Source organism: Nonomuraea sp. NPDC003709, from assembly GCF_040610775.1.
Classification (GTDB): domain Bacteria; phylum Actinomycetota; class Actinomycetes; order Streptosporangiales; family Streptosporangiaceae; genus Nonomuraea; species Nonomuraea angiospora_A.
On sequence record NZ_JBEXMW010000006.1, the window covers coordinates 376,329 to 398,960 of the forward strand.

The window sequence follows — 22,632 nt, forward strand, 5'->3', positions numbered from 1 at the left end:
GCAGTCGGAACGGGAGCAGACCCCTTCCCCGGCGTGCGGGATCAGCCGCCGATGCCGCCCTCCGGGCCCTCCATCACGGGGCCGCGGCGCAGCGACCGATGTCGATTGCGCAGGACGTTGTTGGCGACGCCGAGCAGCCAGGGCAGTGCGCTTTCGTGGCTGATCCGCACCTCGCCGCGCCGCCGCCACGCCTCCAGGAACACCACGGAGGCCTCGCTGTCCCCCTTGGCCACGCGGGACCACAATTCGAGATCAGTGCTCACGACTCGTCTGTGTCCGCGCGTCGCGTTCGGTTCCATATGGTGGACATGAGAGCGCTGCCCGTCGGAGAACGTCATCGCCTCGCGGCCACGAGGGAGTTGGAGTCGATGACCGGCCAGATCTCGGCCACCTTGCCGTTCTCCATGCGGAAGATGACGCAGGCGCGCACCTCCAGCGGCTTGCCGGTGGGCGGGAAACCGAAGAAGTCCCCCTCGTGCGTGCCCCGTAACGTCCACCGGGTGGCCACCCGGTCGCCTTCGGCGATCAGGTCCTCGATGTCGAAGCGCAGGTCGGGCAGCGCCGAGCGGAGGTAGCGGGCGACCTGTTTGAGCGCTTCGGGGCCGGCGACCTCGCCGCCCCGGGGCGCGAAGCCGGGGCCGACGATCTCGTCGGCGACGTCGAGGTCGCCGGCGTTGAGCACCTCGTCGTAGAAGCGCTTGATGACATCCTTCATCGTGCCGTCCTTCCGGTAGGCTAGTCACTAGAGAACCATATCTCTAGTTTTCCTAGACACTTGGAACGCTAAGGAGTTTGGATGGCGATGTCAAGGCGTGCCGAGCTCGTGGCCCAGCTGCTCGACGCGCTGCGCCGTACCAACGCGCTGTCGGTGGCGATGAGCCAGGGCGCCGCAGAGCGGATCGGCGTCAACACCACCGACCTCCACTGCCTCAACCTGCTCAGCGACGGCCCGCTGACGGCGAGCGAGCTGGCCAGGCGCGCGAGCATCACGACCGCGTCCGTCACCGGAGTGATCGACAGGCTCGAGGCGGTGGGGTACGTACGGCGCGAGCGCGACCGCGTCGACCGCCGCAAGGTCGTGGTGACGCTCCAGACCCAGGAGGCCGCGCAGGTGATCGGCCCGGTGTTCGCCCCGTTCGTACGGGCGTGGCGCGGCGCAATGGACGGCTACACCGACGAGCAACTGGAGCTGATCGCCGACTTCCTGGACAGGACGGAGGGGGTCTTCCAGTCAGAGGTCGGGCGCATGCGCGCCGAGTGACATCAGGGACGCAACCGGATGTGTCCGAACACCGCCGGGCGCGGGTGACCCCACACACAGCGCGTAGACGGGAAAACGCGTTGCCGCAAATACCCTCGCAACGTATGGTTTTGCGCTCGTGATCACAGTGGTTGAGCGAGTACTGCCTGCCCGGCTGGGGACAGGATTCCGATGGTTGCTGGCCTCGAGCTGGCTGACAAATCTCGGTGACGGGGTCGCGGCCGCCGCGGGCCCACTGCTGATCGCGACGTTGACCCGCGACCCGCTGATGATTTCGCTGTCAGCTCTGGTGAGCTGGGCGCCGCCGCTGATGTTCAGCCTGTACGCGGGGGTGCTGTCGGATCGGTACAACCGGCGCAGGATCGTCCTCGTCGCGAACGCGGTGCGGGCCGTGGTGCTGGCGGCGCTCGTCGCGCTCATGGTGACCGGCACCGTGACCGTGGCGACGGCGCTGGTCGCGCTCACGCTCCGGTCGATCGCCGAGGTGTTCGCCGACAACGCGACGGCCACGCTGACGCCCATGATGGTCGGCAAGGACGATCTCGTCATCGCCAACGCCCGCCTGGGCACGGGATTCATCACGCTCAACCAGCTCGCCGGGCCGCCGATCGGCGCGGCCCTGTTCGGCCTCGGCTTGACCTGGCCGTTCGCGAGCCAGCTGCTCCTGGTGGTGGCGGGGATCGTGCTGGTCTCCCGGATCACGTTGCCGCCGCACGGCCGGCAGGCCGACGATCCCAGGCCCAACACCGTACGGGAGCTCATCGCCGGGTTCACCTGGACCGTCCAGCACGCGGCGGTCCGCACGCTGGCGCTCACCATCCTGATCTTCAACTTCACGTTCGGCGCCGCCTGGTCTGTTCTCGTCCTGTACACCCAGGAGCAGCTCGGCCTCGGCGCCATCGGCTTCGGCCTGATGACCACCATCGGCGGGATCGGCGGTTTGATCGGCACCGGCCTGTACGGGGCCATCACCCGCAAGGTGAGCCTCGGCGCCCTGATGCGGATCGGACTCATCATCGAGACGTTCACCCACCTGGGCCTGGCCCTGACCCATTCGCCGTGGGTCGCCGGGGGTATCTTCCTGGCCTTCGGCGCGCACGCGTTCATCTGGGGCACGACCTCGGTCACCGTCCGCCAGCGCGCGGTCCCGCGCGAACTCCAGGGCCGGGTGGGCAGCGTCAATGCCATCTGCGTCTACGCCGGCCTGGTGGTCGGCTCGCTGATCGGCGGCGTCCTGGCCACCCGCTTCGGCGTCGCGGCGCCTTTCTGGTTCGCCTTCGCTGGTTCCGCGGTGTTCGTGGTGCTGCTGTGGCGGCAGCTCATGCTCATCGCCCACGACGACTGAGATGTTCGACCGCCTCAAGGACGGGAACCTGCAACGTTCACCGCACCCGAACACAGATACGCATGGACACGGTAAGTAATAGCACCGATACTCATCGTGTCAGAACCTTTGCCCCCCGTGATCAGACCACCACTCTCAGTGCGCGCAACCGCCGGCGTGCCGCGCGCTGCCCGGAGTCGTGGCCGTCTGGGGACAGGACAGAAGGAGAACGATGCAGTCGAAGTGGTTCCTGACCCTCCCCCTCACCGTCATCGCGGCGGGGGCGTGTCTGACGACGACCGCCGCCGCCAGCCAGGCGGCCGCACCGGTCCAGGCGGCCGCCCACCTGTCGGCTCTCCCGCCCGGCTACCAGCTCGTCACCCTCCCCAACGCCAACGTCCCCAACTTCCAGCGCCGCACGCTCTTCTGCCCCGGCAACAAGAGGGTCCTCGGCGGCGGCGCCGAGGCCCGCGGCAACAGGGCGATCCTGGTCGGGTCCTTCCCCACCGATGACGGCCGCGGCTGGATCGGCATCGGCCGTCAGGACGGCTACAACGACGTCGGCATCAGCGTCTTCGCGATCTGCGCCGACTGACGTCCGGCGCACCCGGCCCCGGTCGTCCGTCGGCCGGGGCCGGCCCATGCCCGGGGCCTGACGGCGCGTGACGACGTTTGTCGGGCATATGCCGCGTTCCTCTAGGCTTCCTGTGACGAAGCAGGTCACCGGTACCAGGGAAGGAGCGCCGTCCATGAACGTGCCAGCCGGCGATACCGGGGCATCGTGGACGGCCGACGGCAAGCGGCTGTGCCGCCTGCCCGACCTCTCCGACGCGGGGGCGTACGTGGTGGACGACCGCGGGCGGATCGTGGAGGTCACCGCCCGGGCCGAACGGCTGCTGGGCCGCCCCGCCGAGGAGCTGCTGGGCCGGGACGCGCACGACCTGCTGCACCGGGGCAAGTACGGCGAGCCCCTGCCGCGCAGCCGGTGCGCGATGCGGCAGCCCCTCATCGTGGGCGGCAGCGCGCAGGGTGAAGGGGAATGGTTCGAACGCGGCGACGGCGTGCTGATGCGGGTCTCCTGGATGGTCACCCCCTGCCGGCTCGAGGAGGGCAGGACGGGAGCGCTGGTGCTCTTCCACGAGTCACCCGCGCCGGCCCCGTACGAGACGGCCGGCGCCACGGCCTCGATGTCGCAGCTCGACCGGCTGGCCCTGCTCGCGGAGACGACCACGACGCTCACCGCCAGCCTGGACGTGGACGAGACGCTGCGCCAGCTCGTACGCCTGGTCCTGCCCCTGCTGGCGGACTGGGCGGTGGTCGACCTGCTCACCGAGGAGGGCGGGGTGTCGCGGGCCGCCGTCGCCCACTTCGGGGGCGGTCTCCTGACGTACCGGGACGACCTGGAGGGGCCGATGCCGCCCGTTCCCCAGGAGTCGCCGATGCCCCTGTCGCGGGCGCTGCGCGGAGTCACCGCCACGCTCGTGAGCCCGGAGACCTACCAGGGGCTTCCCGACTCGGGTATCGCGGTCGCCCAGCAGGAGCTGTTCCGGGTGACGGGCATGCACTCGGCGTGCATCGCGCCGATCCGCGGCGTGCGGGACGTGGTCGGGGCCCTGACGCTGGGACGTTCCGGGCAGCCGGCGGCGTTCACGACCGCCGACCTGCTGCTGGTGGAGGACATCGCCCGCCGGGCGGGCCTGGCGCTGGACAACGCCCGCCTGTACGAGCGGCAGCGGCGGGTCGCCGAGACCATGCAGCGCCACCTGCTCCCCAAGCTGCCGTCGGTGCCCGGGCTGGAGATGAGCGCCTCCTACCGGCCCGCGCCCCACGCCTCGCAGGTCGGCGGCGACTGGTACGACTCCTTCGTCCTGCCCGACGGCGCGACCGCCCTGGTGATCGGCGACGTGGTCGGCCACGACCTAGACGCCGCCGCCGGCATGGCGCAGGTCTGCAACATGCTGCGCGCCTACGCCGGCGCGGGCCAGGATCCGCCCAGCGTCATCGTGGACCGGCTCGACCAGGCGGTGGCCCGCATGGCCGAGACCACGATGGCCACCGCCGTCCTCGCCCGGCTGGAGCGCCGCGACGACGGCGGATGGCGGCTGCGCTGGACCAACGCGGGCCACCCGCCGCCGCTGCTGGTGGAGCGGGACGGGCGGACCCGCTTCCTGGAGGAGGGCCAGGACCTGCTCCTGGGCACCGGCATCCCCACCGTCCGCGTCGACGCCACCGCCGACCTGCCGCCCCGCTCCACGCTGGTGCTCTACACCGACGGCCTGATCGAGTCCCCGACCCGGACGCTGGACGAGGGGATGTCCCGGTTGAGCCGGTACGCCGCCTCGATGGCCCAGCGGCCCGTCGCCTCGCTGGGCGACGTACTCATCGACCGCGTCCGCCCCGCGGACAACGACGACGACGTCGCCCTGCTCACGGTGCGCATCCCGGACCACCCCTGAGACGGAGAGCGACACCCGTGCTGCTTTAGTCGCCCGGAGGCAGACCAAGGTCGGATGCCCTGGCAGGCAGGCCGTCCGTAGCTTCAGGTCCATGACACAAGTGAGCACGCCGCTCGCCGGCCGGGTCCACGAGATCGACGTGGTGCGCGGTTTCGCGCTCGCGGGCATCCTGGTGGCCAACATCGGCTTCTTCGCCGACCCCGGTTACGCGATCAACGGCACCGTGCCCATCCCCGACGGGCCCGTGGCCACGGTCATCACCGCCCTCGTGCTGACCAAGTTCTACATCATCTTCTCGTTCCTGTTCGGCTACTCGTTCACGCTGCAGATGCGCTCGGCGGAGCGGGCGGGCGCGAGCGTGCGGGCCAGGACGCTGCGCAGGTGCCTGGGCCTGTTCGTGATCGGCCTGGCACACGGGATCCTGCTGTGGATCGGGGACATCCTCACCCTGTACGCCATGCTCGGCCTGCTCCTGCTCGCGCTGCGTAACATCAGGCCGAAGACCGCCGTCGTGACCGGATCGGTCATCGTCGGCGTGCTGGCCCTGCTGTGGACCGGGCTGGCGTGGCTGTCCACCCTCGACCCGACGGCCGGCCAGGCTCCGGTGGCCGACACCGCGGCGGCGGCCCACACGCTGGCCCTGGCCACCGGCAGCCCGCTCGACGTGCTGACCCTGCAACTGGAGCTCTACCCGCCGCTCGTCGCGATGGTCTGGATCTTCCAGGGGCCGATGGCGCTGGCCATGTTCCTGTTCGGGCTGGCGGCGGGCAGGTCCAGGCTGCTGGAGGAGACCGGGCGGTGGTGGCATCTCGCGCCGCGCGTCCAGTGGATCGGCTTCGGCCTCGGCCTGCCCGGCGGGATCCTGCTCGCGCTGACGGCCGGTGCGGGAGGCACGTGGGAGCTGGCCGGCATGGCGGTGTCCACAGTGACCTCGATCCTGCTGGCCGCCGCGTACGTGGTGACCCTGCTGCGGGTGATCCGGCGTTTCCCCGCCGCCGGGCGCGCGCTGTCCCCCGCCGGACGGGTGGCGGCCTCCAACTACGTCGGGCAGTCGGTGCTGTGCTGCCTGGTCTTCACCGGGTACGGCCTGGCGCTGGCGGGCAAACTGTCGCCGCTCGCCGTGATGGGCGTGGCCCTGGCGATCTACACGGTCCTGCTCTGGCTGAGCGCGCGCTGGCTGCGTACGCACCGCTATGGACCGGTCGAGTACGTCCTGCGCCGCGTCACCAACGGGGACTGGCGAACCGCACGGTGACGGCCAGGCCGCCTTCGGGGCGTGCGCGGGTGGTGAGGGTGGCGTGGTGAGCTCGGGTGACGGCATTGACGATGGCGAGGCCGAGACCGTAGCCATCGTGGCGGCCGTTTCGATCGGGCGCCAGTTTCTGGAAGGGTTGGAAGAGGCGCTGGATCTGGTCGTCGGGGATGACCGGCCCGCTGTTGGTGACCGTCAGGGCCACCTGCGTGCCGGAGGTCTGCGTGGTGACCTTCACCTGCCCGTCCGCGTGGTTGTGGCGGATGGCGTTGTCGATGAGGTTGGCGACGAGGCTTTCGATCAGCCTCGGGTCCCCGGCCGTCACCGCGGGCGTCAGGTGTTCGGCGAGGTCGATGCCCGTCTCGGTTGCTCGGTCGCGGCGGGAGGCGAGCACTCCTTCGACGACGTGGGCGAGGTCGAGGGTGTCCCAGCGGGTGACGCCGCGCTCGCTGGTGGCCAGCGCGAGCAGCGCCTGGACGAGCCGCTCCTGATGTCCGCCGAGAGCCAGGGCCTCCTGGCAGGCCGAACGCAGGGTGTCGGTGTCGGCGTCGGGGTCGGCGAGGGCGACTTCGAGGAGGGTACGCAGGCCGGCGAGGGGGGTGCGCAGCTCGTGGGAGGCGTTGGCGACGAAGTGCCGTTGGGCGTCGAAGGACGCTTGCAGGCGGGCGAACAGGTCGTCGAGGGTGTGGCCGAGCTCGGTCAGCTCGTCCGTGGGCTCGCCGAGGTCGAGGCGCCGGTGGAGGTTCCCGGCGGAGATGACCTTGGCGGTGGAGGTGATGGCGCGCAGCGGATGCAGGAACCGGCCGGCGACGTACCAGCCGAGAGCCAAGGCGACGGGAATGAGAATGACCAGGGCGACGGCGGATCCCATGAGGAGCTGGGGCAGGCTGATCCCGGACCCGGTTTCGGTGATCGCGCCTGTGGAGGACTGACCTACAGGTTTGGCCGCGTGGATGCCGGCGAGCGGGACATCTACGAAGATGAGCACGAAGACCCCGGCGGCGTAGATGCCCGCCGCGTAAGCCAGCGCGAGCCGCGTCTGCAAGGACCTTCTGGCGAGTTGCGGGGAGGTCATGACGATCCGATGCGGTAGCCGCCTTCGCGGATGGTCTCGATCACGGGCGGGTCGCCGAGCTTGGCCCGCAACCGGTGCATGGTGTGCTTGACGGCGCTGCTGAAGGGGTCGGCGGCCTCGTCCCAGACGCGTTCGAGCAGCTCCTCGGCGGAGATGACCACGCCGGGCACGGCGAGCAGGCATTCGAGCAGGGCGAACTCCCTGGGGCTCAGCTCCAGGCGCCGACCGGCCCGGAACGCGATACGGCGGGCCGGATCGAGGGTGATGTCCCCGCAGGCCAGGGTGGGCGGCAGCGGCGGGGTGGCGCGGCGGGCCAGGGCACGGACGCGGGCGACCAGTTCGGCGAACGCGAACGGCTTGGGCAGATAGTCGTCGGCGCCGAGGCTGAGCCCGTCGACGCGGTCCTCGATCGTGCCGGAGGCGGTGAGCATCAGTACGCGGGTCTCACAGCGGCCGTGGGCCAGTCGCCGGCAGATCTCGTCCCCGTGGACGCCGGGCAGGTCGCGGTCGAGGATCACCACGTCGTAACGGGTGACGGCCAGGCGGTCGAGGGCCGCGGTTCCGTCCAGGACGACGTCGACGGCCATGCCCTCGCGGCGCAGCCCGGTTCCGATGGAGCGGGCGAGGACCTCGAAGTCTTCGACGACGAGGACCCTCACCGCCGTTCACCGCCGGTCGTCGTGCGGGCTGAGCGGCCGGACCGGCCGCCGGGTCGAGGTGCCATGGGTCAACGATGCCAGATGCCCGGTTCCAGCCAGGTCGCAGCGGCTGCGACCCTGCTGGAACCGGGTGCCGCGTACAACCGTCGGCATGAGTTCATTCACGCCCCACCGATCCGGCCAGGACCGTTTCCCGCCGCTGCTGCGCGCGGAGTGGACCAAGTTCCGCACCGCGCGCGGCTGGGCGCTCGCCATGGCGGCCTCCGTACTGGTCACCGTGTCGCTCGGGCTGCTGATCGCCGGGGGCGCCCGCACCACCTGCGTGACCGGGAAGGGGGAGGGTCCCTGCCCCGCGCCGCTGGTGGGGCCCGACGGCACGGCGGTGAAGGACAAGTACTACTTCGTGCACCAGCCGCTCAAGGGGAACGGCAGCATCACCGCCCGCGTGTCGGACATGACCGGGCAGATCCGGCTGCCGGACGCCGTACCCGGGGTGCGCAACATCAAGGAGGGAGTGGTGCCGTGGGCGAAGGCCGGGCTCCTCGTCAGGCAGAGCCTCAAGGAGGGCACACCGTACGCCGCCGTCATGCTCACCGGAGATCACGGCGTGCGGATGCAGTACAACTTCACCCACGACGTGCCCGGCGGTCCGCACAACGGCCCCCAGTGGCTGCGGCTGACCAGGGCGGGCGACACCGTCACCGGCTACGAGTCGGACGACGGCAAGGCCTGGACCGAGGTCAGCACGGTCAAGCTGACCGGGCTGCCGGAGACGGTCGAGATCGGGATGTTCGCCACCTCACCAGGCGCCTTGTGGACCATGGCGAAGGCCTTCGCCCAGGCCACCGCCACCTTCGACCAGATCACGCTGCAGGGCGCGAACGGTTCGTGGCGCCGCGACGACGTCGGCGTCTCCATGGAGTCCGACGGCAAGACCCCGCATCACCCGGGCGGGGTCGTCGAGTCCGGCGACAAGCTCATCGTGACCGGGGGCGGTGACATCGGGCCCGCCACCGTAGAGGGCGGCCTGCGCGCCGACCTCATGCTGATCGGCGGGGCCGTGGGGCTGATCCCGGTACTCGTGGGGGCGGTCACCTTCTTCACGGCGGAACACCGGCGCGGGCTGATCAGGACCGGCCCGCCGGCCGCCCCTCATCCGGCGCGGCTGCTGGCGGCCAAGGCCGTGGTGGTCGGCGCGGTCGCGTTCGTGACGGGGCTGGTGGCCTCAGGGGTCGTGATCCCCGTCGGCCTGGCGATGTTGCGCGCCAATCAGAACCCGATCCAGCCGCTCACCCTGGCGACCGAGTTGCGGGTGATCGTCGGCTTCGCGGCCCTGACCGCGGCCGCCGCCGTGCTGGCGCTGGGCCTCGCGGCGCTGGTCAAGCGGGGCGTCGTCGCCATCGGGCTGGCCATCGCGCTGGTCGTCGTGCCCTACCTGCTGGCGACCGCGGGCCTGGCGCCATGGCTGCTGATGATCACCCCTGCCGCCGGGTTCGCGATCACGCAGAGCGTCCCCACGTTCGCGCATGTGGACGTGGACCCGTCGCTGATCGGGGGCTACTACCCGCTCCCGCCGTGGGCAGGGCTGGCCGTGACCTGCGGCTATGCGGCCATCGCCCTTGGGGTGGCGATCGCCGTACGCCGCAGGAAGGTGCCAGGTCAGGTTCCGCTCACCTAAGAGGGCGGATTGTCGGCCAGCACGCAGGCAACGGGCGGGTCGAGTTCGAGGGTCTCGACCCGCAGATGGGTGAAGCCGGCCTGGGTGAGCAGGTCCTGGAGCTCTTGGGCGGCCCGGACGGTGGTGTCCCGGGTGGCACCGGGGCAGCGGGGCTGGCTGACGAGCGCGATGCGTCCTCCGGGGCGGAGCAGGCGGCGCAGCTCGCTCAGCCGTTCCACCGGGTCGGGCCAGAAGCCCACGGAGTTGACGGCGAGGATGGCGTCGAGCGGCTCGCCGAAGCTCGGCAGTTGCTCCACGGAGGCGTGCGTGAGGTGCACGCGGTGGGCGCGGACAGCCGCGGCGTTGCGACGGGTGGCCTGCCGGACCATGGCCTGCGAGTGGTCGACGCCGAAGACGTGGCCCCGGGTGGCGCGCCGGGCGAACTCGGCGATGGCGATGCCGGGGCCGAAGCCGATCTCGAGCACCCGGTCAGTGGGCTGCACGTCCAGCAACGACACCGCCCAGATGTTGCGCTGCCGGTTGGAGGGACGATGAGCGAACATCTGGCCGTTCGCCCAACCGACGATGCCCCGGGGGTGGTGCGCCTGGCCCACCAAGTACCTGATCACGCGTTGCTTGAGAGATGTGCCTGCTGTCTGCATGATCGCCAGTCAACGACTTCAAGTGCGCTTGAAGTCAAATGGGTGAGCGGCCGTGCTACTGGCCGGCCCCCGACGGCCGGCATCTGTACGTCGCCGGCAACGACCCCGACGCCGAGTCGCCTCCCGGCGACCTGCTCGGCTTCACGATCCTCGCGGACGGCTCGCTCAAGCCGACCGCCGGCTCCTCACTCCCACTCGATCTCGCGCAGCGCGGCCGCACCCTCGTCCGGGTCGCTGATCACCTCGTCGTCGCCGTCCTCGCCGGCCGGCGAGAGGACCCGGGGAGACAGCTCGATCAGCGAGGCGACAAAGGCCCGCCAGGTCTCCTCGGACAGTGACGACTGGTCGCGGGTGATCAGATCGAGAATCCGGTCCGCGGAGTCCTCGAAGGAGATGGACAGCCGCGCCAGGTGCTCCTCGGATTCGAAATCGAATCGGATCGCGCTGGTGTCCGGCAGGTACCTGATCCGGAGCGTGGCGTCGTCGTTCCGGTACGTGTGGTCGACCCAGCGCCATCCTTGGCCGCTTTCGGCCTGCCATCCGCAGCTCTCCAGCCGGACCTGGATGTCGTCGATCAGGTCACCTTGTCCGGGCGAGGTCGTCATGCGTCGAATACCAGCCTTGGTCACTTGCTGTGGCGGATCGCCGCCCGTACGGCCGTGTAGATGACGAGCCAGAGAGCCGCCAGGGGGATGAGGAACGCGAAGATGATCTCAACTAAACCGATGCTGGGCATGCCCAGAACATAAGGGACCGTGGTTGGAGAACGCTTGACGATCACTTGCCGTACGGCGCGGTCAGATCACCGAGGGCATTCCGGACCGCGGCGAGAAGGTTCGCGGCCCTCAGGTCCGGCACGCCTTCCAGGACGTGGTTCATGACGTAACCGAAGGCGAGACCGGTCGCCGGATCGGCGAAACCGAGCGAGCCGCCGCGGCCGGGGAATCCGAAGGCGGTCGGGGAGTACCAGAACGCGTCCGGCGTCGGGAGGCCGAAACCGGTGCCGATGCGGACGGGCATCCGCAGGATGCGGTCGATGCCACTGACCTGTTCCGCGGTCGCGGCGGTCAGGGTGCCTGGGGTGAGAATGCGGTGCCCGTCCACCTCGCCGATGAGCGCGGCGTAGAAGCGGGCCAGCGCGCGGGCCGTGCAGATGCCGTTGGTGGCGGGCATCTCGGCGGCCTGCTCCTCCGGCCTGTTGTGGTCCAGCGGGGGCGTGACGACGGCGAGCGAGCGCCTGGTCAACGACGTGGGGTCGGCGAAGGCCGTCATGACCTCGCGCATGGGTTCGGGAAGGGCGTTCAGGTCGATCCGGGCCATGGCCTGGAAGTCGGGCGGGGTGTCGATGATCCGGCTGACCCGGTGCCGCTCGGTTTCCGGCAGCCCGATCCACAGGTCCAGTCCCAGCGGGGCGGCGATCTCGTCCGCGAGGAACGTGCCCAGGCTGCGGCCGGACACCCGGCGGACGACCTCTCCGACGAGCCAGCCATAGGTGAGCCCGTGGTAGCCGTGGTCCGTGCCGGGCTCCCAGTACGGGCGCTGGGCCGCCAGCGCGGTCACCATGGGCTCCCAGGCAATCGCCTCCCGCGGGGTGATCGGGTGGTCGATCGCGGGTAGCCCGGCCTGATGGGTGAGCAGCCACCGCACGGGGATGCGTTTCTTCCCGTTGGCCGCGAACTCCGGCCAGTACTCCGCCACGGGTGCGTCGAGGTCCAACTCACCCCGCTGGGACAGCAGAAGGGCGCAGGTGGCCGTGACGGCCTTGGTGGTGGAGTAAACGAGCTGCAGGGTGTCGCGCTCCCAGGGGCGGCCGGTGCCGGGGTCGGCGATGCCGCCCCACAGGTCGACGACCTTCCGGCCGTGCAGGTAGACGCTGACCGCGGCGCCTGCTTCCGGCTCGCCGGCCAGATCGGCCGCGAACGCCTCGCGTACTGCTTCGAATCCCGGTGCGGTCTCTCCGCCGATTTCGGGCATGCGTCATCGCCTTCCGTGCTGATGGGGTTTGGGGAACGGTTTTAGCCGCGCCATTTCCCGACGAGCCAGGCGCAGATCTCCGGCTCGGTCATCTCGGGAAACTCCTCGCCGAACGTGGCGAGCGCGCGTATGGCCTCGTCCCGGGTCAGGCCGCGCGACCCTGCTTCGTTGAGGTACTCCTGACGTGCGAGGGAAGGACGGCCCCCGCCCGCGCCGCGGCCGGGCAGCCCCTCGCGCCACCGCACGATCTCCGCCAGCCGGTCGGACCGCCAGCCCGGAGCTCCGTCGACTTCGACGTCGGGCAGGGGGAACGGGTGATCGGAGTCGTCCGAATAGCGGCTGCGCCACTTGTGCACCGCGTGACGGCTCACGCCCAGGGCCTCGGCGATGCCGAGGACACCGAGGTAGCGCTCGATCATGGGTGCACCTGCTTGTCTGTGCGGCCTCCTTCGCGGATTTCCAGTACTACCACGGCCGACGCGGAGATCTCCCCAACGTCGTCTCTAGCGAAGACAACGTTAGCGCGCCGAGAGAAACCTCGTCTACAAGAGAGACGAGCTTTTCGAGAGCGAGCCATCGGGAGCGGCGCAGAACGTCATCGGGCCGGCCGAACCGCTGTGCTAGGCTTCGAGCCGACTTCTCACCGTTGGGCTTTCCGCCTCGCCAACCAGCTTCACCCGGGTCCCGATGACACGGGGAAGGTGGAAGTCACCCACTACATCCTGGAAAAGGGTGTTCTGTGACGGTGGCGACGCGTGTCAACCCTCCTGCTCTTTTGCGAGCCTTCGGGAATCCGGCCGGGGAGCATTCCGGCGTGAGCGCTGTCGGACATCAGCGGCCTTGCTCCGCGTCGCCACTCCAGCAGACGGTTCTCCTCAGGGAGGTCTCCGGAGTGCCGGAATTCAAATCCGCCGGACAACCGGCCACGCAGCGTCCGTGGCTGGTTCTCGCGATCATGTGCATCGGCTTCTTCATGTCGTTGCTCGACGGATCCATCGTCAACGTCGCCGTCCCCACACTGATCCACAGCATCGGCGCCTCCTACGACCAGGTGCTGTGGATCATCGACGGCTACCTGCTCATCTTCTCGGTGCTGCTGATCACCACGGGGCGGCTGGGGGACATCTTCGGATACCGCCGGGTGTACGTGATCGGCATCGTCGTCTTCACCGTCGCCTCGGCGCTGTGCGGGCTGGCCGGCTCACCATCCCAGCTGCTGGCCGCCCGGCTGCTGCAGGGATTGGGCGGGGCGCTGCTGTTCCCGCAGGTCATCTCGTCAATCCTGACGATCTTTCCACCGCGACTGCGGGGCCGCGCGTTCGGCCTGTTCGGCGCGATCGTCGGCTTCGCCCCGATCGTCGGCCCGGTCCTCGGCGGCTTCCTGCTGGCCCACCTCGACTGGCGCTGGATCTTCTTCATCAACGTCCCCGTGGGAATCATCGCCGCCGTGCTGGCGCTGACCGTCGCGCCGGCCATGCGCCCGTACCGGCGACACCGGCTCGACCTGGTCGGCGTCGCGCTGGCCACCGCCGGGCTGAGCGGCATCGTGTTCGGCCTGATCGAGGGAGAACGCTACGGCTGGGGCACCATCACCGGGCCGATCAGCATCCCCTCGGTCATCGTCGCCGGCGTCGCGCTGCTGGCGGTGTTCGTCGTCTGGCAGCACCGGCAGCGCGAGGAGCCCCTGATGCCGCCGGCCCTGTTCGGCGTACGCAACTTCGCCGTCGGCAACGGGGTCGGGTTCGTCTTCCAGCTCGGCATGATCGGCATCATGTTCGTGGTGGTGCTGTACCTGCAGATGGCGCGCGGGTACTCGGCGCTGGAGACCGGTCTGGTGGTGCTGCCGAACGCCGTGCTCACCGCGGTCGGCTCGGCGTACGCCGGGCGGCTGTCGGACACCTTCGGCGGCAAGTACATCCTGATGACCGGGATGACGCTGCTGGCCGCCGGCCTGCTGGTGCTGGTCGCCATGACCAGGCCCAGCAGCAGCGCGTGGAGCCTGCTGCCCGGGCTGACCATCATCGGGCTCGCCGGCGGCGCCACGTTCGCACCACTGCAGCAGGCCACCATGGACGGCGTCGATCCCCGGCTGGCCGGGGCGGCCTCCGGCGTCTCCAGCACCATCCGGCAGATCGGCGGCGTCCTGGGCACCGCCGTGCTGGGCACCCTGCTGTCGGCCCGTCTCTCCTCGACCCTGCGCACCGAGGCCGAGGAACGCGCCGGTCAGCTACCGGAGCACTTGCGCGCCCGGTTCATCGACAGCAGCACGGCCGCCGCGCACCGCTACAGCCCGCCCACGCCGCCCAGCGGCCTGAACCCTGCCACGACCAGCCTGTACGAACGCGTCACCGCCGACACGTTCGCCGCCGGCTTCGTCAACGCCATGCAGACCACTCTCGTGGCGTGCGCCATCGCCCTGGTGGCCGCCGCCCTGCTCTGCTTCTTGTTCAGCTCCCGCAAGGAGGTGACGACCGAGCCCGCCCAGAACCGGCAGGCCGAAACCGCACCACAGGACTGACCCCGGCCAATGACAATGGTCGCGGTCCGACGGCCGCGACCATTGTCGCTCCGTCGTCCCTCACCCGGTGCGCCCGCCCGCCCGGTTCGGGTGGTCTACTTGATCACATGGCGCTGAAAGAGTTCTACCCGCCGATCGAACCGTACGACTCCGGTCTGCTCGACGTCGGAGACGGCAACGAGATCTACTGGGAGAGTTGCGGAAACCCGGCCGGCAAGCCTGCCGTCTTCCTGCACGGCGGCCCCGGTGGCGGCATCCTGCCCGCCTTCCGCCGGTTCTTCGACCCGGCCGCGTACCGGATCGTGCTGTTCGACCAGCGCAACTGCGGCGCCAGCCGGCCGAGCGCCGCGGACCCGGGGGTGTCGCTGCGGGACAACACCACCTCGCACCTGGTCGCCGACATGGAGCGGCTCCGCGAGCACCTGTCCGTCGACCGCTGGCTGGTCTTCGGTGGAAGCTGGGGCAGCACCCTCGCCCTGTCGTACGCCCAGGCCCACCCCGACCGTGTCACCGAACTCGTGCTCCGCGGCATCTACCTCGTCCGGCCCTCCGACGAGGACTGGACGTTCACCTCCGCCGGTGCGGCCCGGCTCTTTCCCGCCGAGTGGGCCGCGTTCCGCGACGCGATCCCCGCCGACGAACGATACGACCTGATCGCCGCGTACGGCCGCCGCATCGGCGACCCCGACCCTGCCGTCCATCTCCCGGCTGCCCGCGCCTGGATGGACTGGGAGTTCTCGGCCAACACCCTGCTGCCTGTCGACCCGCCGGAGCTCGACGACGACGCTATCCTCCTTTTCGCCCGCATCACCCACCACTACATCAGCAACGGCGGCTTCCTCCCCAAGGAGGGCCTCCTGGCGGGCGTCGACCGCATCCGGCACATCCCCACCGTGATCGTCAACGGCCGCTACGACATGAAGACGCCGCCCGACCAGGCATGGGATCTGCACCAGGCCTGGCCCGAGGCCGAGTTCCACCTCGTCGAGGACGCGGGCCACGGCGGCGCCGAACCCGGCACCCGGCACCGCCTGATCGACACCACCGACCGCTTCCGCCAACCTTGACGGCCACGCCGTCCTCGCGACTGCGGCGGCCCGGTGGGCGGGTCGCCGGGGATCGCGGAGCCGACACTTCGCGCCCTCGCCGCAAAGCCGCCGCACCGCCTCGCCTGGCCCGTCGCGATGACGCCGCGCTGGTCGACCGCATCAGCGCATCGAGAACACCCGCGCCGAGGTCGAGCGGACGGCACGATGGGTCCAGGACGTGGACGCACCTGCGGTACCGCGACGCCGAGCTGTCCAAAGAACGAGCGCGACTGCTGGCCAGGCGCGAGGAGCTGCTGCGCGGTTGAGGCGTCCGAGCGGCGACGGGACTGGCTTTGCTGAGCCGGGGTCACCGAGAGCGAATCCGTACTTTTCACGAGTTTCTCCTACGTCGGACGATGGTGCCTCTGCACGGCGCCATATCCATCCCGGTACGCGACAAAGCGGAGATCCATGGGTTCTGAAGCAGCTCGGTCCGGCGGCCGGACGGTCACGACGGACGGGACACGAGTACGCGACGTGGTGGCCGGGGTGGCGCCGGACCGAGCTGCCGCTGATGGCGGGGTTGGCCGGGTTCGGCGACGCCACGGCCATACGGCGGCTGGGCGGCCGTGGCCGGCGGCGCGAGACCCCGGGCTTCGGCCTCGGCGAGGTCGCCGCGCTGGTGACTCCCGTGGTGTGGCTGGCGGTGGACCATGCGGCGCAGCGGATCGTGGGGGCCGAGGCGGACGTCGGGGGCAGGAGGGCGAGGTCCGCGCTGCGCAAACTCTTCGCAGGCCGGCCGAAGCCGTGATGGTTCCACGCAATCCCGCTCGACGAGCGGGTCCTCACGGTCGGCACGACGCTGCGTTTCGTACTGCTCCTGCTGCTGTTGGCGGCGGCCGGCGCGAGCATTGTCCCTGGGACCGTCTGGCATCTCCTCGTGTCGTCCGAAACGGCCGACAAGGAGGCGGGCGGCAGGCCTCGATCCCGGCGCGTCCATGAACGCGAGCTACATCCAGTACGCCCAGAACGCGTCCGCGTTCAAGGGGTTCCCGGCGCAGTATCGCCAAGACTTCAGCGGGGTGTCGCTCGGCGTGGGCCGCAAGCTCGGTTCCAAGAGCGGCCGCCCGCCGGTCTTCGACGCACAGGCCTCCAAGGAACGCAACACCGTCGAGCGCTGCTTCAGCAAGCTCCGCCAGTTCCGTGCGGTCGCGACCAGGGAGCAATTGTCAAATCCTGTGTATCGATGAGTGTGGTCGGACTTCCCAGGTCGGCCGTTGGAGCTGATCGTTGTACACGATGATGTCGGCGTGGTCGGTTGGGCGGGCTGTGGCGAAGTAGAGCTGTTGGGAGGGGATATAGCGGTTGCGCCAGGACCGTTCGATTTCGGCGGTGTCGACGGTGGATCCGGCCGGCGCTGTGCCTCGGTCCCGGGCGCGATCTACCGTCTGCTCGAATGGGACGGACACGAAGATGCGCAGGTCCCACCGGTCGATGAGTTCTGGGCGCAGGAGGAAGACGCCGTCGAAGAGAAGTACGGCATCTGCGGGGGCGGTCGTGGCCGGCGGCGACGATGGGGTGTCGGTGTCTCTGTCATAGACCGCGTGCTGGAACCTTCGGTCTCCGCCTGGGCCCAGCGGATCGAGCAGGACCCGGCACAGCGCGGCGTGGTCGTGGGCATCGAAGTAGCAGCCTTCGGCCGAGTACTGGCCGCGTCGGTAGCGCTGTGCACGGGGGAAGAGGAAGTCGTCGATGGTCGCGCGGACGACGTCGCGGTCCTGCGCGCGCAGGACGACGGCGAGCTCGTCGGCCAGCGTGGTCTTGCCGGCGGCGGGCGGCCCGTCGATGGCGACCCGCAGCGGGTGCGCGGTCGTGACGGACCCGATCGCCTCGGCCAGCCGGCTGATGAGCTCGCCGCGGGTGCCTTGGTCCATTGCTGCCTCTCTCACGGTGTCTCTGTTTTAGCACCGCACGTCAGGCTGCGGTCGCCGGCTCGCGTTCGACGAGAACGCCTCGTTCGCAGCGGGCTCCGGCGCGGACGAGGGCGACGAGGTGGGGTAACGCCCGGTCTTGACCCACCCGCGGTGCGATCTTCGAGTTCATCGAGGGCTGGTGACCTGCACCGCTTGCATAGCAGTCTGGGTTACCGCTGCACCGGCTGTGGGCGTGTGCGGCGGCAGGACACGAGCCGGGTGGCCGAACCGCGAGCCCGCCTGTCGCGGCGTGCGCTGCGCTGGGCGTTGGAGGCCATCGTGTGCCGGCGCCTCACGGTCGCTCGAGTCGCCGAGGCGTTGGCCGTGTCGTGGAACACCGCGAACGACGCGGTACTGACCGGAGGTCGCCGCGTGCTGATCAGCGACCCGCACCATCTCGACGGCGTGCAGGCCATCGGCGTCGACGAGCACGCGTGGCGACACACCCGTCGCGGGGACAAGTCCGTCACGGTGATCATCGACCTGACATCGGTGCGTGACGGCACTGGCCCGGCGCGGCTGCTGGACATGGTCGAAGGCCACTCCAAACCGACGGCCGAAGCAGCGCCTTCCACGACGGGATCGAGGTCGTGGCGATGGACGGGTTCACCGGCTTCAAGTACGGCATCCGCCGCATGCTGCGCACCGGCGTCGAGCTGCTCACCGACCGACAACCCCAAGGACCGACTGCCGTGTTCGCCACCGAGCAGCACGTCGACGTCGAGGCCACCTGGGGCATCGACCAACGCATCGTCGCCGCCTACCGCAACCCGGATCGAACCTCCGCGAAGACCATCACCGTCATCATCGCGGCGGTGCCCACGGCCCTGACCGAGCTGATCGCACTCGGGCGAACGCTCAAACGCCAGGCCGCCGACGTGCCGGCCTACCTCGATCGCGCCTGCACCAGCAACGGACCGAAAGAAGCGATCAACGGCCGCCTCGAACACCTACGCGGCTCCGCGCTGGGCTTCCGCACCCTCGCCAACGACATCGCAAGATCACTACTCGAGGCCGGCGGGTTCAGACCACAACTACACACTCGGATCGGATGAGCCCGGAAAGTTTTGAAAGAAATCCGGGAGGCGTGTCGGATCGGGGCGGTGGTGTTCGTAGCAGGGGTGAGGCCGCCGCAAGGCGCGCGCGACCAACTGCCCGCAAGGAGACACCATGACTGCCACGTACACCTTCGACATCTTCTCCACGCTCGACGGCTTCGCCAACCACAACGGCGACTGGGGCGGCTACTGGGGCAAGCAGGGCCCCGAATTCCTCGCGTATCGCGCCGCTGCCTACCGTGACCCGCTGCGCATCGTGCTCGGGGCCAAGACCTACTCGTCGAACGCGCCGTTCCTTGACGCAGGCTTCGACCGCAGCCTGTTCGACGGGTGGATCACGCGCATGTTCGACTCCCCGGTCACGGTGCTCTCCAGCCGGCTGACCGAGCCGCTCGAGTGGCCGGACACGACCATCGAGTCCGGCGATCCTGTCGAGGTGGTCACGCGCCTCAAGGCCGAATCCGATGTGCCGCTGCGCTCCCACGGCAGCCTGACGCTCAACCGGGCGCTGCTGAACGCTGGCTTGATCGACACCATCGAGGTGACGGTCTTCCCAGTGATCTCCGGGACGACCGGCGTGGACCGGATCTTCGACGGTGCGGACGACTTCGACCTCGAACTGCTCGAGGCCCGGACCTTCGACGGCCACACGCAGGTGCTGACCTATCGACCGACCCGACACAGTTGAGCCATGCCGGGATCGTCATCCTCGCCGCGTGCGTGGTGTATGGCCCTGTGCTCCTGGGGGTGGATGTAGTCCCCGGGAAATTTCCAGCGGACTTTCCTGACCTGCGGCGATACAAAGGGCCTGGACGGCGGCCTCTGTGGAGCGAGTCCGGGACGCACTGCGTTCCTGACGTAGACACGCTGACCACCAGCAAAAAACTCTGCACGCCTCAACTCCACGACTCCGTGCGGGGTCGACTCTCTCGTCGCTGACGATGGTCGTGGTCACACGTCAATCGCTCAGGTTCGATTGGAGCCGGTGGTGACGTGAGCGGGGATGATGCTGCTGCATGGAACCGGCCGCGCTGGGGTTCCACCTGGAACACCTACGCGGCTCCGCTCTGGGCTTCCGCAACCTCACCGACTACGTCGCCCGGTCATTGCTCGAGAGCGGCGGAAAGGTCGCCCGCCCGATTCGCGTTCTCCTCCAAGACCTCCACGAGCGTCACCGCGTCGTCCGGGATGAAGCCCATCAGTCGCGTGGGGGCGGTCGGGCTCGGAAGCGGCCCAGCGCGTACGGCGTGTGGGTCGGTGGGGCTGGTCAGTTCACCAGCACGATCTTCCCGCGAGCGTGCCGGCTCTCGCTCAACTCGTGCGCCGCAGCGGCCTCGGTGAGCGGGAACGCCGCCGCGACCGGCACCCGTAGCCGGCCCTGCCCGGCGAGCTCGACCGCGATGCCAAGGCCGTGCACCGCCAGCGGGTCGGCGGCTCCAACGGCCGCCGCCGTGTCGCCGGCCGGCACGCCGTGCGACAGGTGCACGCCGAGGGCCGCCGCGGTGAAGTCGGGAGCGATCGTCACCACGCGCGCCGGGTTCCCGGTGATGGCGATCAGGTCGGGCAGCGCCCCTCCTGCGCAGTCGAACACCGCGTCCACCCCGCCCGGTGCCAGCGCGCGGACCCGTTCGACCAATCCCGCCCCGTACGTCGTCGGCTCGGAGCCCAGCGAGCGCAGGAAGTCGTGGTTGTGCTCCCCGGCCGTGCCGATGACGGTGGCGCCACGGGCGACCGCGAACTGCACGGCGACCGTGCCCACCCCGCCGGCCGCGCCCTGCACCAGCACGGTGTGCTCGGCGCCGACCGCGAGCCGGTCGAGCACCCGGGTGGCCGTCTCGACACTCCCGGCGGCACCACCGGCCTCCTCCCAGCTCCACGCGTCGGGTTTCGGCGCCCAGGCGACCAGGACCGCGTGATCGGCGTTGGCGCCGCGCGCGTTCGTCGCGGTCATGCCGAACACCTCGTCGCCGACCCCGACACCCGTGACGCCGTCGCCGACCTCGTCCACCACGCCGGCGGCGTCGAACCCGGTCCGGTACGGGAACGTCACGGGCACCACGTCACGCATCCTCCCTGAGCGGATGGACGTCTCTCCCGTCGACAATCCGGACGCCCGTACGGCGATGCGGATCGTCCCCGGCCCGGCATGCGGTCCCTCGACCTCGGCGACATGCACCACGCCGGCGGGGCCGTACTCCGAAAACTGAACTGCTCTCATGCGCCGTACGGTAACGGAACACCCCGTCCGTTTGACTAAAGTGAGAGCGGTGACGGCCGAAGTGAGTCAGAAGCTGCGCTCGGACGCCCGCGACAACCGCGCGCGCATCCTCGCGGTCGCCCGCGCGACCTTCGCCGCCGAGGGCCTCGATGTGCCGATCCGGGAGATCGCCCGGCGCGCGCAAGTCGGCGCGGCCACCGTCTACCGGCACTTCCCGACCAAGGAAGCGCTGCTCAGCGAGGTCTTCGCCGAGCCGATGGCCATGTGCTCGGCGGTCGTCGAGGAAGGGCTGGCGCAGGCCGACCCGTGGCGCGGGTTCTGCCTGGTGATCGAGAAGCTCATGGAGGTGCACGCCCTCGACCGGGGGCTGTCGGGCGCGTTCACCTCGCAGCTGCCGTACTTCGCCGCGGACCGCGCCCGTACGATCCGGCTGCTGCTCCAACTCATCCGGCGCGCGAAGGAGGTAGGCGGCCTGCGGGCGGACTTCGTCCTGGAGGACTTCATCCTGGCGATGATGGCGAACGAGGGCATCCGCGCCGAGTCACCCGAGCAGCGAGCGGCGGCGTCGCGCCGTTTCGCGGCCCTGATGATCCAGTCGTTCCGCGCCGACCCCGTCCGCGCGCCGCTTCCGCCGGCGGTCCGGCTGCTGCCGGCCGTTCAGTAGCGCCTCGGCGCTCGGAGAGGGGCCCCCGTGAGACGACGGGTAAACCGCTTCACTCGGAGGTGCGCAGGCGGCGCTCGGCGGGTGGGATCAGCAGCACTTCCAGCGCCCGGGCGCAGGCTCGCGCGTGCGTGACGAACCAGTCGATCCGCGCGTCGCTCATCACCAGCGGCGTTGAGCGCACGGCCAGCGCGTAGCGTACGTGGCCCTGCCGGTCGAGGACCGGCACTGCGACCGTGCGGATGCCGTCGCCCGACTCCCCGTCGTTGAGCGCGTACCCGGCCTCGCGTACGCGGTCCAGTTCGGCGCGCAGCTCGCCGTGGTCCACGATCGTGCGGCCGGTCAGCGGCCGCAGGGGTCCGAGCGCCTCCAGGTCCGCCCTGCCCTCCGGGTCCCAGGCCAGCAGGACCTTGCCCAGCGCCGTGGAGTGCAGCGGGCGGCGCAGGCCGATGCCGCTGTCGGGGTTGAGCGAGCCGCCGCTCAGGATGACCGCGTGCCGGTCGTTGCGGACGGCCAGGTCCACGGTGGCGGAGGTGATGCGGGCCAGCTCGGCCAGTTCGGGCGGGATGCGGTGCAGGCCGCGCCGGTGGAAGGAGAGCTGTCCCAGCTCGGTGATCGACGGCCCGAGCCGGTAGCGGCCCGTGCGCGCCTCCTGTTCGAGGAAGCCCGCGGCGGTCAGCGTCCTGGCCAGGCGGTGCGTGGTCGAGGTGGACAGGCCCATCCTGCGCGAGAGGTCGGACAGGCTGAGCGAGGCGTCCCCGCCGCCGAAGCAGTCGAGCACGCCGATCGCCCTGCGTACGGACTGCACGCCGCCATCTGCTGCCATGCGGGAAACTCCGTCTTCCGAGTAGGGAGA

24 protein-coding genes and 1 pseudogene are annotated in these 22,632 nt (G+C 70.1%); 13 read left to right on the forward strand and 12 right to left on the reverse strand.

Annotated elements, in window-relative coordinates:
• Window positions 1-41: 41 nt before the first annotated feature.
• Both ABZX61_RS21035 and ABZX61_RS21040 read right to left on the reverse strand, forming a co-directional pair.
• The gene (locus tag ABZX61_RS21035; protein ID WP_355196791.1) at window positions 42-263 is read right to left on the reverse strand and encodes a hypothetical protein; all 222 of its coding nucleotides are present in this window, start codon (window positions 261-263) and stop codon (window positions 42-44) included.
• Between the two features lie 71 nt (window positions 264-334).
• A complete protein-coding gene (locus ABZX61_RS21040; RefSeq protein WP_355196793.1) occupies window positions 335-715 on the reverse strand; it encodes an ester cyclase in 381 nt (126 codons plus the stop codon).
• A gap of 81 nt (window positions 716-796) precedes the next feature.
• Between ABZX61_RS21040 and ABZX61_RS21045 the strand changes: the two genes are divergently transcribed.
• The 5 genes from ABZX61_RS21045 (at window position 797) to ABZX61_RS21065 (ending at window position 6,296) form a co-directional block, all read left to right on the forward strand.
• Complete coding sequence (locus tag ABZX61_RS21045; RefSeq protein WP_355196795.1) at window positions 797-1,261, forward strand: MarR family transcriptional regulator; 465 nt, start codon at window positions 797-799, stop codon at window positions 1,259-1,261.
• 175 nt (window positions 1,262-1,436) lie between these two features.
• A complete protein-coding gene (locus ABZX61_RS21050; protein WP_355196796.1) occupies window positions 1,437-2,606 on the forward strand; it encodes an MFS transporter in 1,170 nt (389 codons plus the stop codon).
• Between the two features lie 211 nt (window positions 2,607-2,817).
• Window positions 2,818-3,180 carry a hypothetical protein gene (locus tag ABZX61_RS21055; RefSeq protein WP_350730866.1) on the forward strand — a complete coding sequence of 121 codons (363 nt, stop codon included), beginning with the start codon at window positions 2,818-2,820 and terminating at the stop codon, window positions 3,178-3,180.
• A gap of 154 nt (window positions 3,181-3,334) precedes the next feature.
• Complete coding sequence (locus ABZX61_RS21060) at window positions 3,335-5,041, forward strand: SpoIIE family protein phosphatase (RefSeq protein ID WP_355196798.1); 1,707 nt, start codon at window positions 3,335-3,337, stop codon at window positions 5,039-5,041.
• A gap of 91 nt (window positions 5,042-5,132) precedes the next feature.
• Window positions 5,133-6,296, forward strand: coding sequence for a DUF418 domain-containing protein (locus ABZX61_RS21065; protein WP_355196800.1), 1,164 nt, complete (start codon window positions 5,133-5,135; stop codon window positions 6,294-6,296).
• Here the strand turns inward: ABZX61_RS21065 and ABZX61_RS21070 are convergent.
• A complete protein-coding gene (locus tag ABZX61_RS21070) occupies window positions 6,265-7,368 on the reverse strand; it encodes a HAMP domain-containing sensor histidine kinase (RefSeq protein WP_355196802.1) in 1,104 nt (367 codons plus the stop codon). The two genes, ABZX61_RS21065 and ABZX61_RS21070, sit on opposite strands and share 32 nt — an antisense overlap.
• On the reverse strand, window positions 7,365-8,027 hold the full coding sequence (locus ABZX61_RS21075; RefSeq protein ID WP_355196803.1) for a response regulator transcription factor: 663 nt from the start codon (window positions 8,025-8,027) through the stop codon (window positions 7,365-7,367). The genes ABZX61_RS21070 and ABZX61_RS21075 overlap by 4 nt, the downstream gene beginning before the upstream one ends.
• 151 nt (window positions 8,028-8,178) lie before the next feature.
• On the opposite strand from ABZX61_RS21075, the gene ABZX61_RS21080 reads away from it, so the two are divergent.
• On the forward strand, window positions 8,179-9,705 hold the full coding sequence (locus ABZX61_RS21080) for a hypothetical protein (protein WP_355196805.1): 1,527 nt from the start codon (window positions 8,179-8,181) through the stop codon (window positions 9,703-9,705).
• Here ABZX61_RS21080 and ABZX61_RS21085 read toward each other — a convergent pair.
• The 5 genes from ABZX61_RS21085 to ABZX61_RS21105 all read right to left on the reverse strand — a co-directional run bounded on the left by ABZX61_RS21085 (window position 9,702) and on the right by ABZX61_RS21105 (window position 12,739).
• Window positions 9,702-10,313, reverse strand: coding sequence for a methyltransferase domain-containing protein (locus ABZX61_RS21085; RefSeq protein WP_355196807.1), 612 nt, complete (start codon window positions 10,311-10,313; stop codon window positions 9,702-9,704). The two genes, ABZX61_RS21080 and ABZX61_RS21085, sit on opposite strands and share 4 nt — an antisense overlap.
• Window positions 10,314-10,531: 218 nt before the next feature.
• The gene (locus ABZX61_RS21090; RefSeq protein WP_355196809.1) at window positions 10,532-10,951 is read right to left on the reverse strand and encodes a hypothetical protein; all 420 of its coding nucleotides are present in this window, start codon (window positions 10,949-10,951) and stop codon (window positions 10,532-10,534) included.
• Between the two features lie 20 nt (window positions 10,952-10,971).
• Entirely contained in the window at window positions 10,972-11,127 is a 156-nt protein-coding gene (locus tag ABZX61_RS21095) for a hypothetical protein (protein WP_355196811.1), read from the reverse strand.
• A complete protein-coding gene (locus ABZX61_RS21100; protein ID WP_355196813.1) occupies window positions 11,124-12,320 on the reverse strand; it encodes a serine hydrolase domain-containing protein in 1,197 nt (398 codons plus the stop codon). The genes ABZX61_RS21095 and ABZX61_RS21100 overlap by 4 nt, the downstream gene beginning before the upstream one ends.
• Window positions 12,321-12,361: 41 nt before the next feature.
• On the reverse strand, window positions 12,362-12,739 hold the full coding sequence (locus ABZX61_RS21105) for a hypothetical protein (RefSeq protein WP_355196815.1): 378 nt from the start codon (window positions 12,737-12,739) through the stop codon (window positions 12,362-12,364).
• Window positions 12,740-13,212: 473 nt separating this feature from the next.
• On the opposite strand from ABZX61_RS21105, the gene ABZX61_RS21110 reads away from it, so the two are divergent.
• From ABZX61_RS21110 to ABZX61_RS21125, 4 genes are all read left to right on the forward strand, one after another.
• The gene (locus ABZX61_RS21110; RefSeq protein ID WP_355196817.1) at window positions 13,213-14,838 is read left to right on the forward strand and encodes a DHA2 family efflux MFS transporter permease subunit; all 1,626 of its coding nucleotides are present in this window, start codon (window positions 13,213-13,215) and stop codon (window positions 14,836-14,838) included.
• A gap of 113 nt (window positions 14,839-14,951) precedes the next feature.
• The gene (gene pip / locus ABZX61_RS21115; protein ID WP_355197073.1) at window positions 14,952-15,905 is read left to right on the forward strand and encodes a prolyl aminopeptidase; all 954 of its coding nucleotides are present in this window, start codon (window positions 14,952-14,954) and stop codon (window positions 15,903-15,905) included.
• A 535-nt stretch (window positions 15,906-16,440) separates the two neighbouring features.
• Window positions 16,441-16,677 (forward strand): hypothetical protein, encoded by a 237-nt coding sequence (locus ABZX61_RS21120; RefSeq protein ID WP_355196819.1) that lies wholly within the window; start codon window positions 16,441-16,443, stop codon window positions 16,675-16,677.
• Window positions 16,678-16,864: 187 nt separating this feature from the next.
• Window positions 16,865-17,116, forward strand: a complete 252-nt coding sequence (locus ABZX61_RS21125; protein ID WP_355196820.1) for a hypothetical protein — start codon at window positions 16,865-16,867, stop codon at window positions 17,114-17,116.
• Here ABZX61_RS21125 and ABZX61_RS21130 read toward each other — a convergent pair.
• On the reverse strand, window positions 17,096-17,800 hold the full coding sequence (locus ABZX61_RS21130) for a cytidylate kinase family protein (protein ID WP_355196822.1): 705 nt from the start codon (window positions 17,798-17,800) through the stop codon (window positions 17,096-17,098). The genes ABZX61_RS21125 and ABZX61_RS21130 overlap by 21 nt on opposite strands.
• A 210-nt stretch (window positions 17,801-18,010) precedes the next feature.
• On the opposite strand from ABZX61_RS21130, the pseudogene ABZX61_RS21135 reads away from it, so the two are divergent.
• Together ABZX61_RS21135 and ABZX61_RS21140 are read left to right on the forward strand one after the other, a co-directional pair.
• Window positions 18,011-18,894: pseudogene (locus ABZX61_RS21135) on the forward strand (transposase); the annotation flags it as partial.
• A gap of 115 nt (window positions 18,895-19,009) precedes the next feature.
• Window positions 19,010-19,585 carry a dihydrofolate reductase family protein gene (locus tag ABZX61_RS21140; RefSeq protein WP_355196824.1) on the forward strand — a complete coding sequence of 192 codons (576 nt, stop codon included), beginning with the start codon at window positions 19,010-19,012 and terminating at the stop codon, window positions 19,583-19,585.
• A gap of 579 nt (window positions 19,586-20,164) precedes the next feature.
• Here the strand turns inward: ABZX61_RS21140 and ABZX61_RS21145 are convergent.
• Window positions 20,165-21,115: an NADP-dependent oxidoreductase gene (locus tag ABZX61_RS21145; RefSeq protein WP_355196826.1), complete on the reverse strand. Its 951-nt coding sequence runs from the start codon at window positions 21,113-21,115 to the stop codon at window positions 20,165-20,167.
• 49 nt (window positions 21,116-21,164) lie between these two features.
• Here ABZX61_RS21145 and ABZX61_RS21150 point away from each other — a divergent pair, with 49 nt between their 5' ends.
• Window positions 21,165-21,779, forward strand: a complete 615-nt coding sequence (locus tag ABZX61_RS21150) for a helix-turn-helix domain-containing protein (protein ID WP_355196828.1) — start codon at window positions 21,165-21,167, stop codon at window positions 21,777-21,779.
• 49 nt (window positions 21,780-21,828) lie between these two features.
• Here the strand turns inward: ABZX61_RS21150 and ABZX61_RS21155 are convergent, their stop codons facing one another.
• Complete coding sequence (locus ABZX61_RS21155) at window positions 21,829-22,602, reverse strand: IclR family transcriptional regulator (protein WP_355196830.1); 774 nt, start codon at window positions 22,600-22,602, stop codon at window positions 21,829-21,831.
• Window positions 22,603-22,632 lie beyond the last annotated feature (30 nt).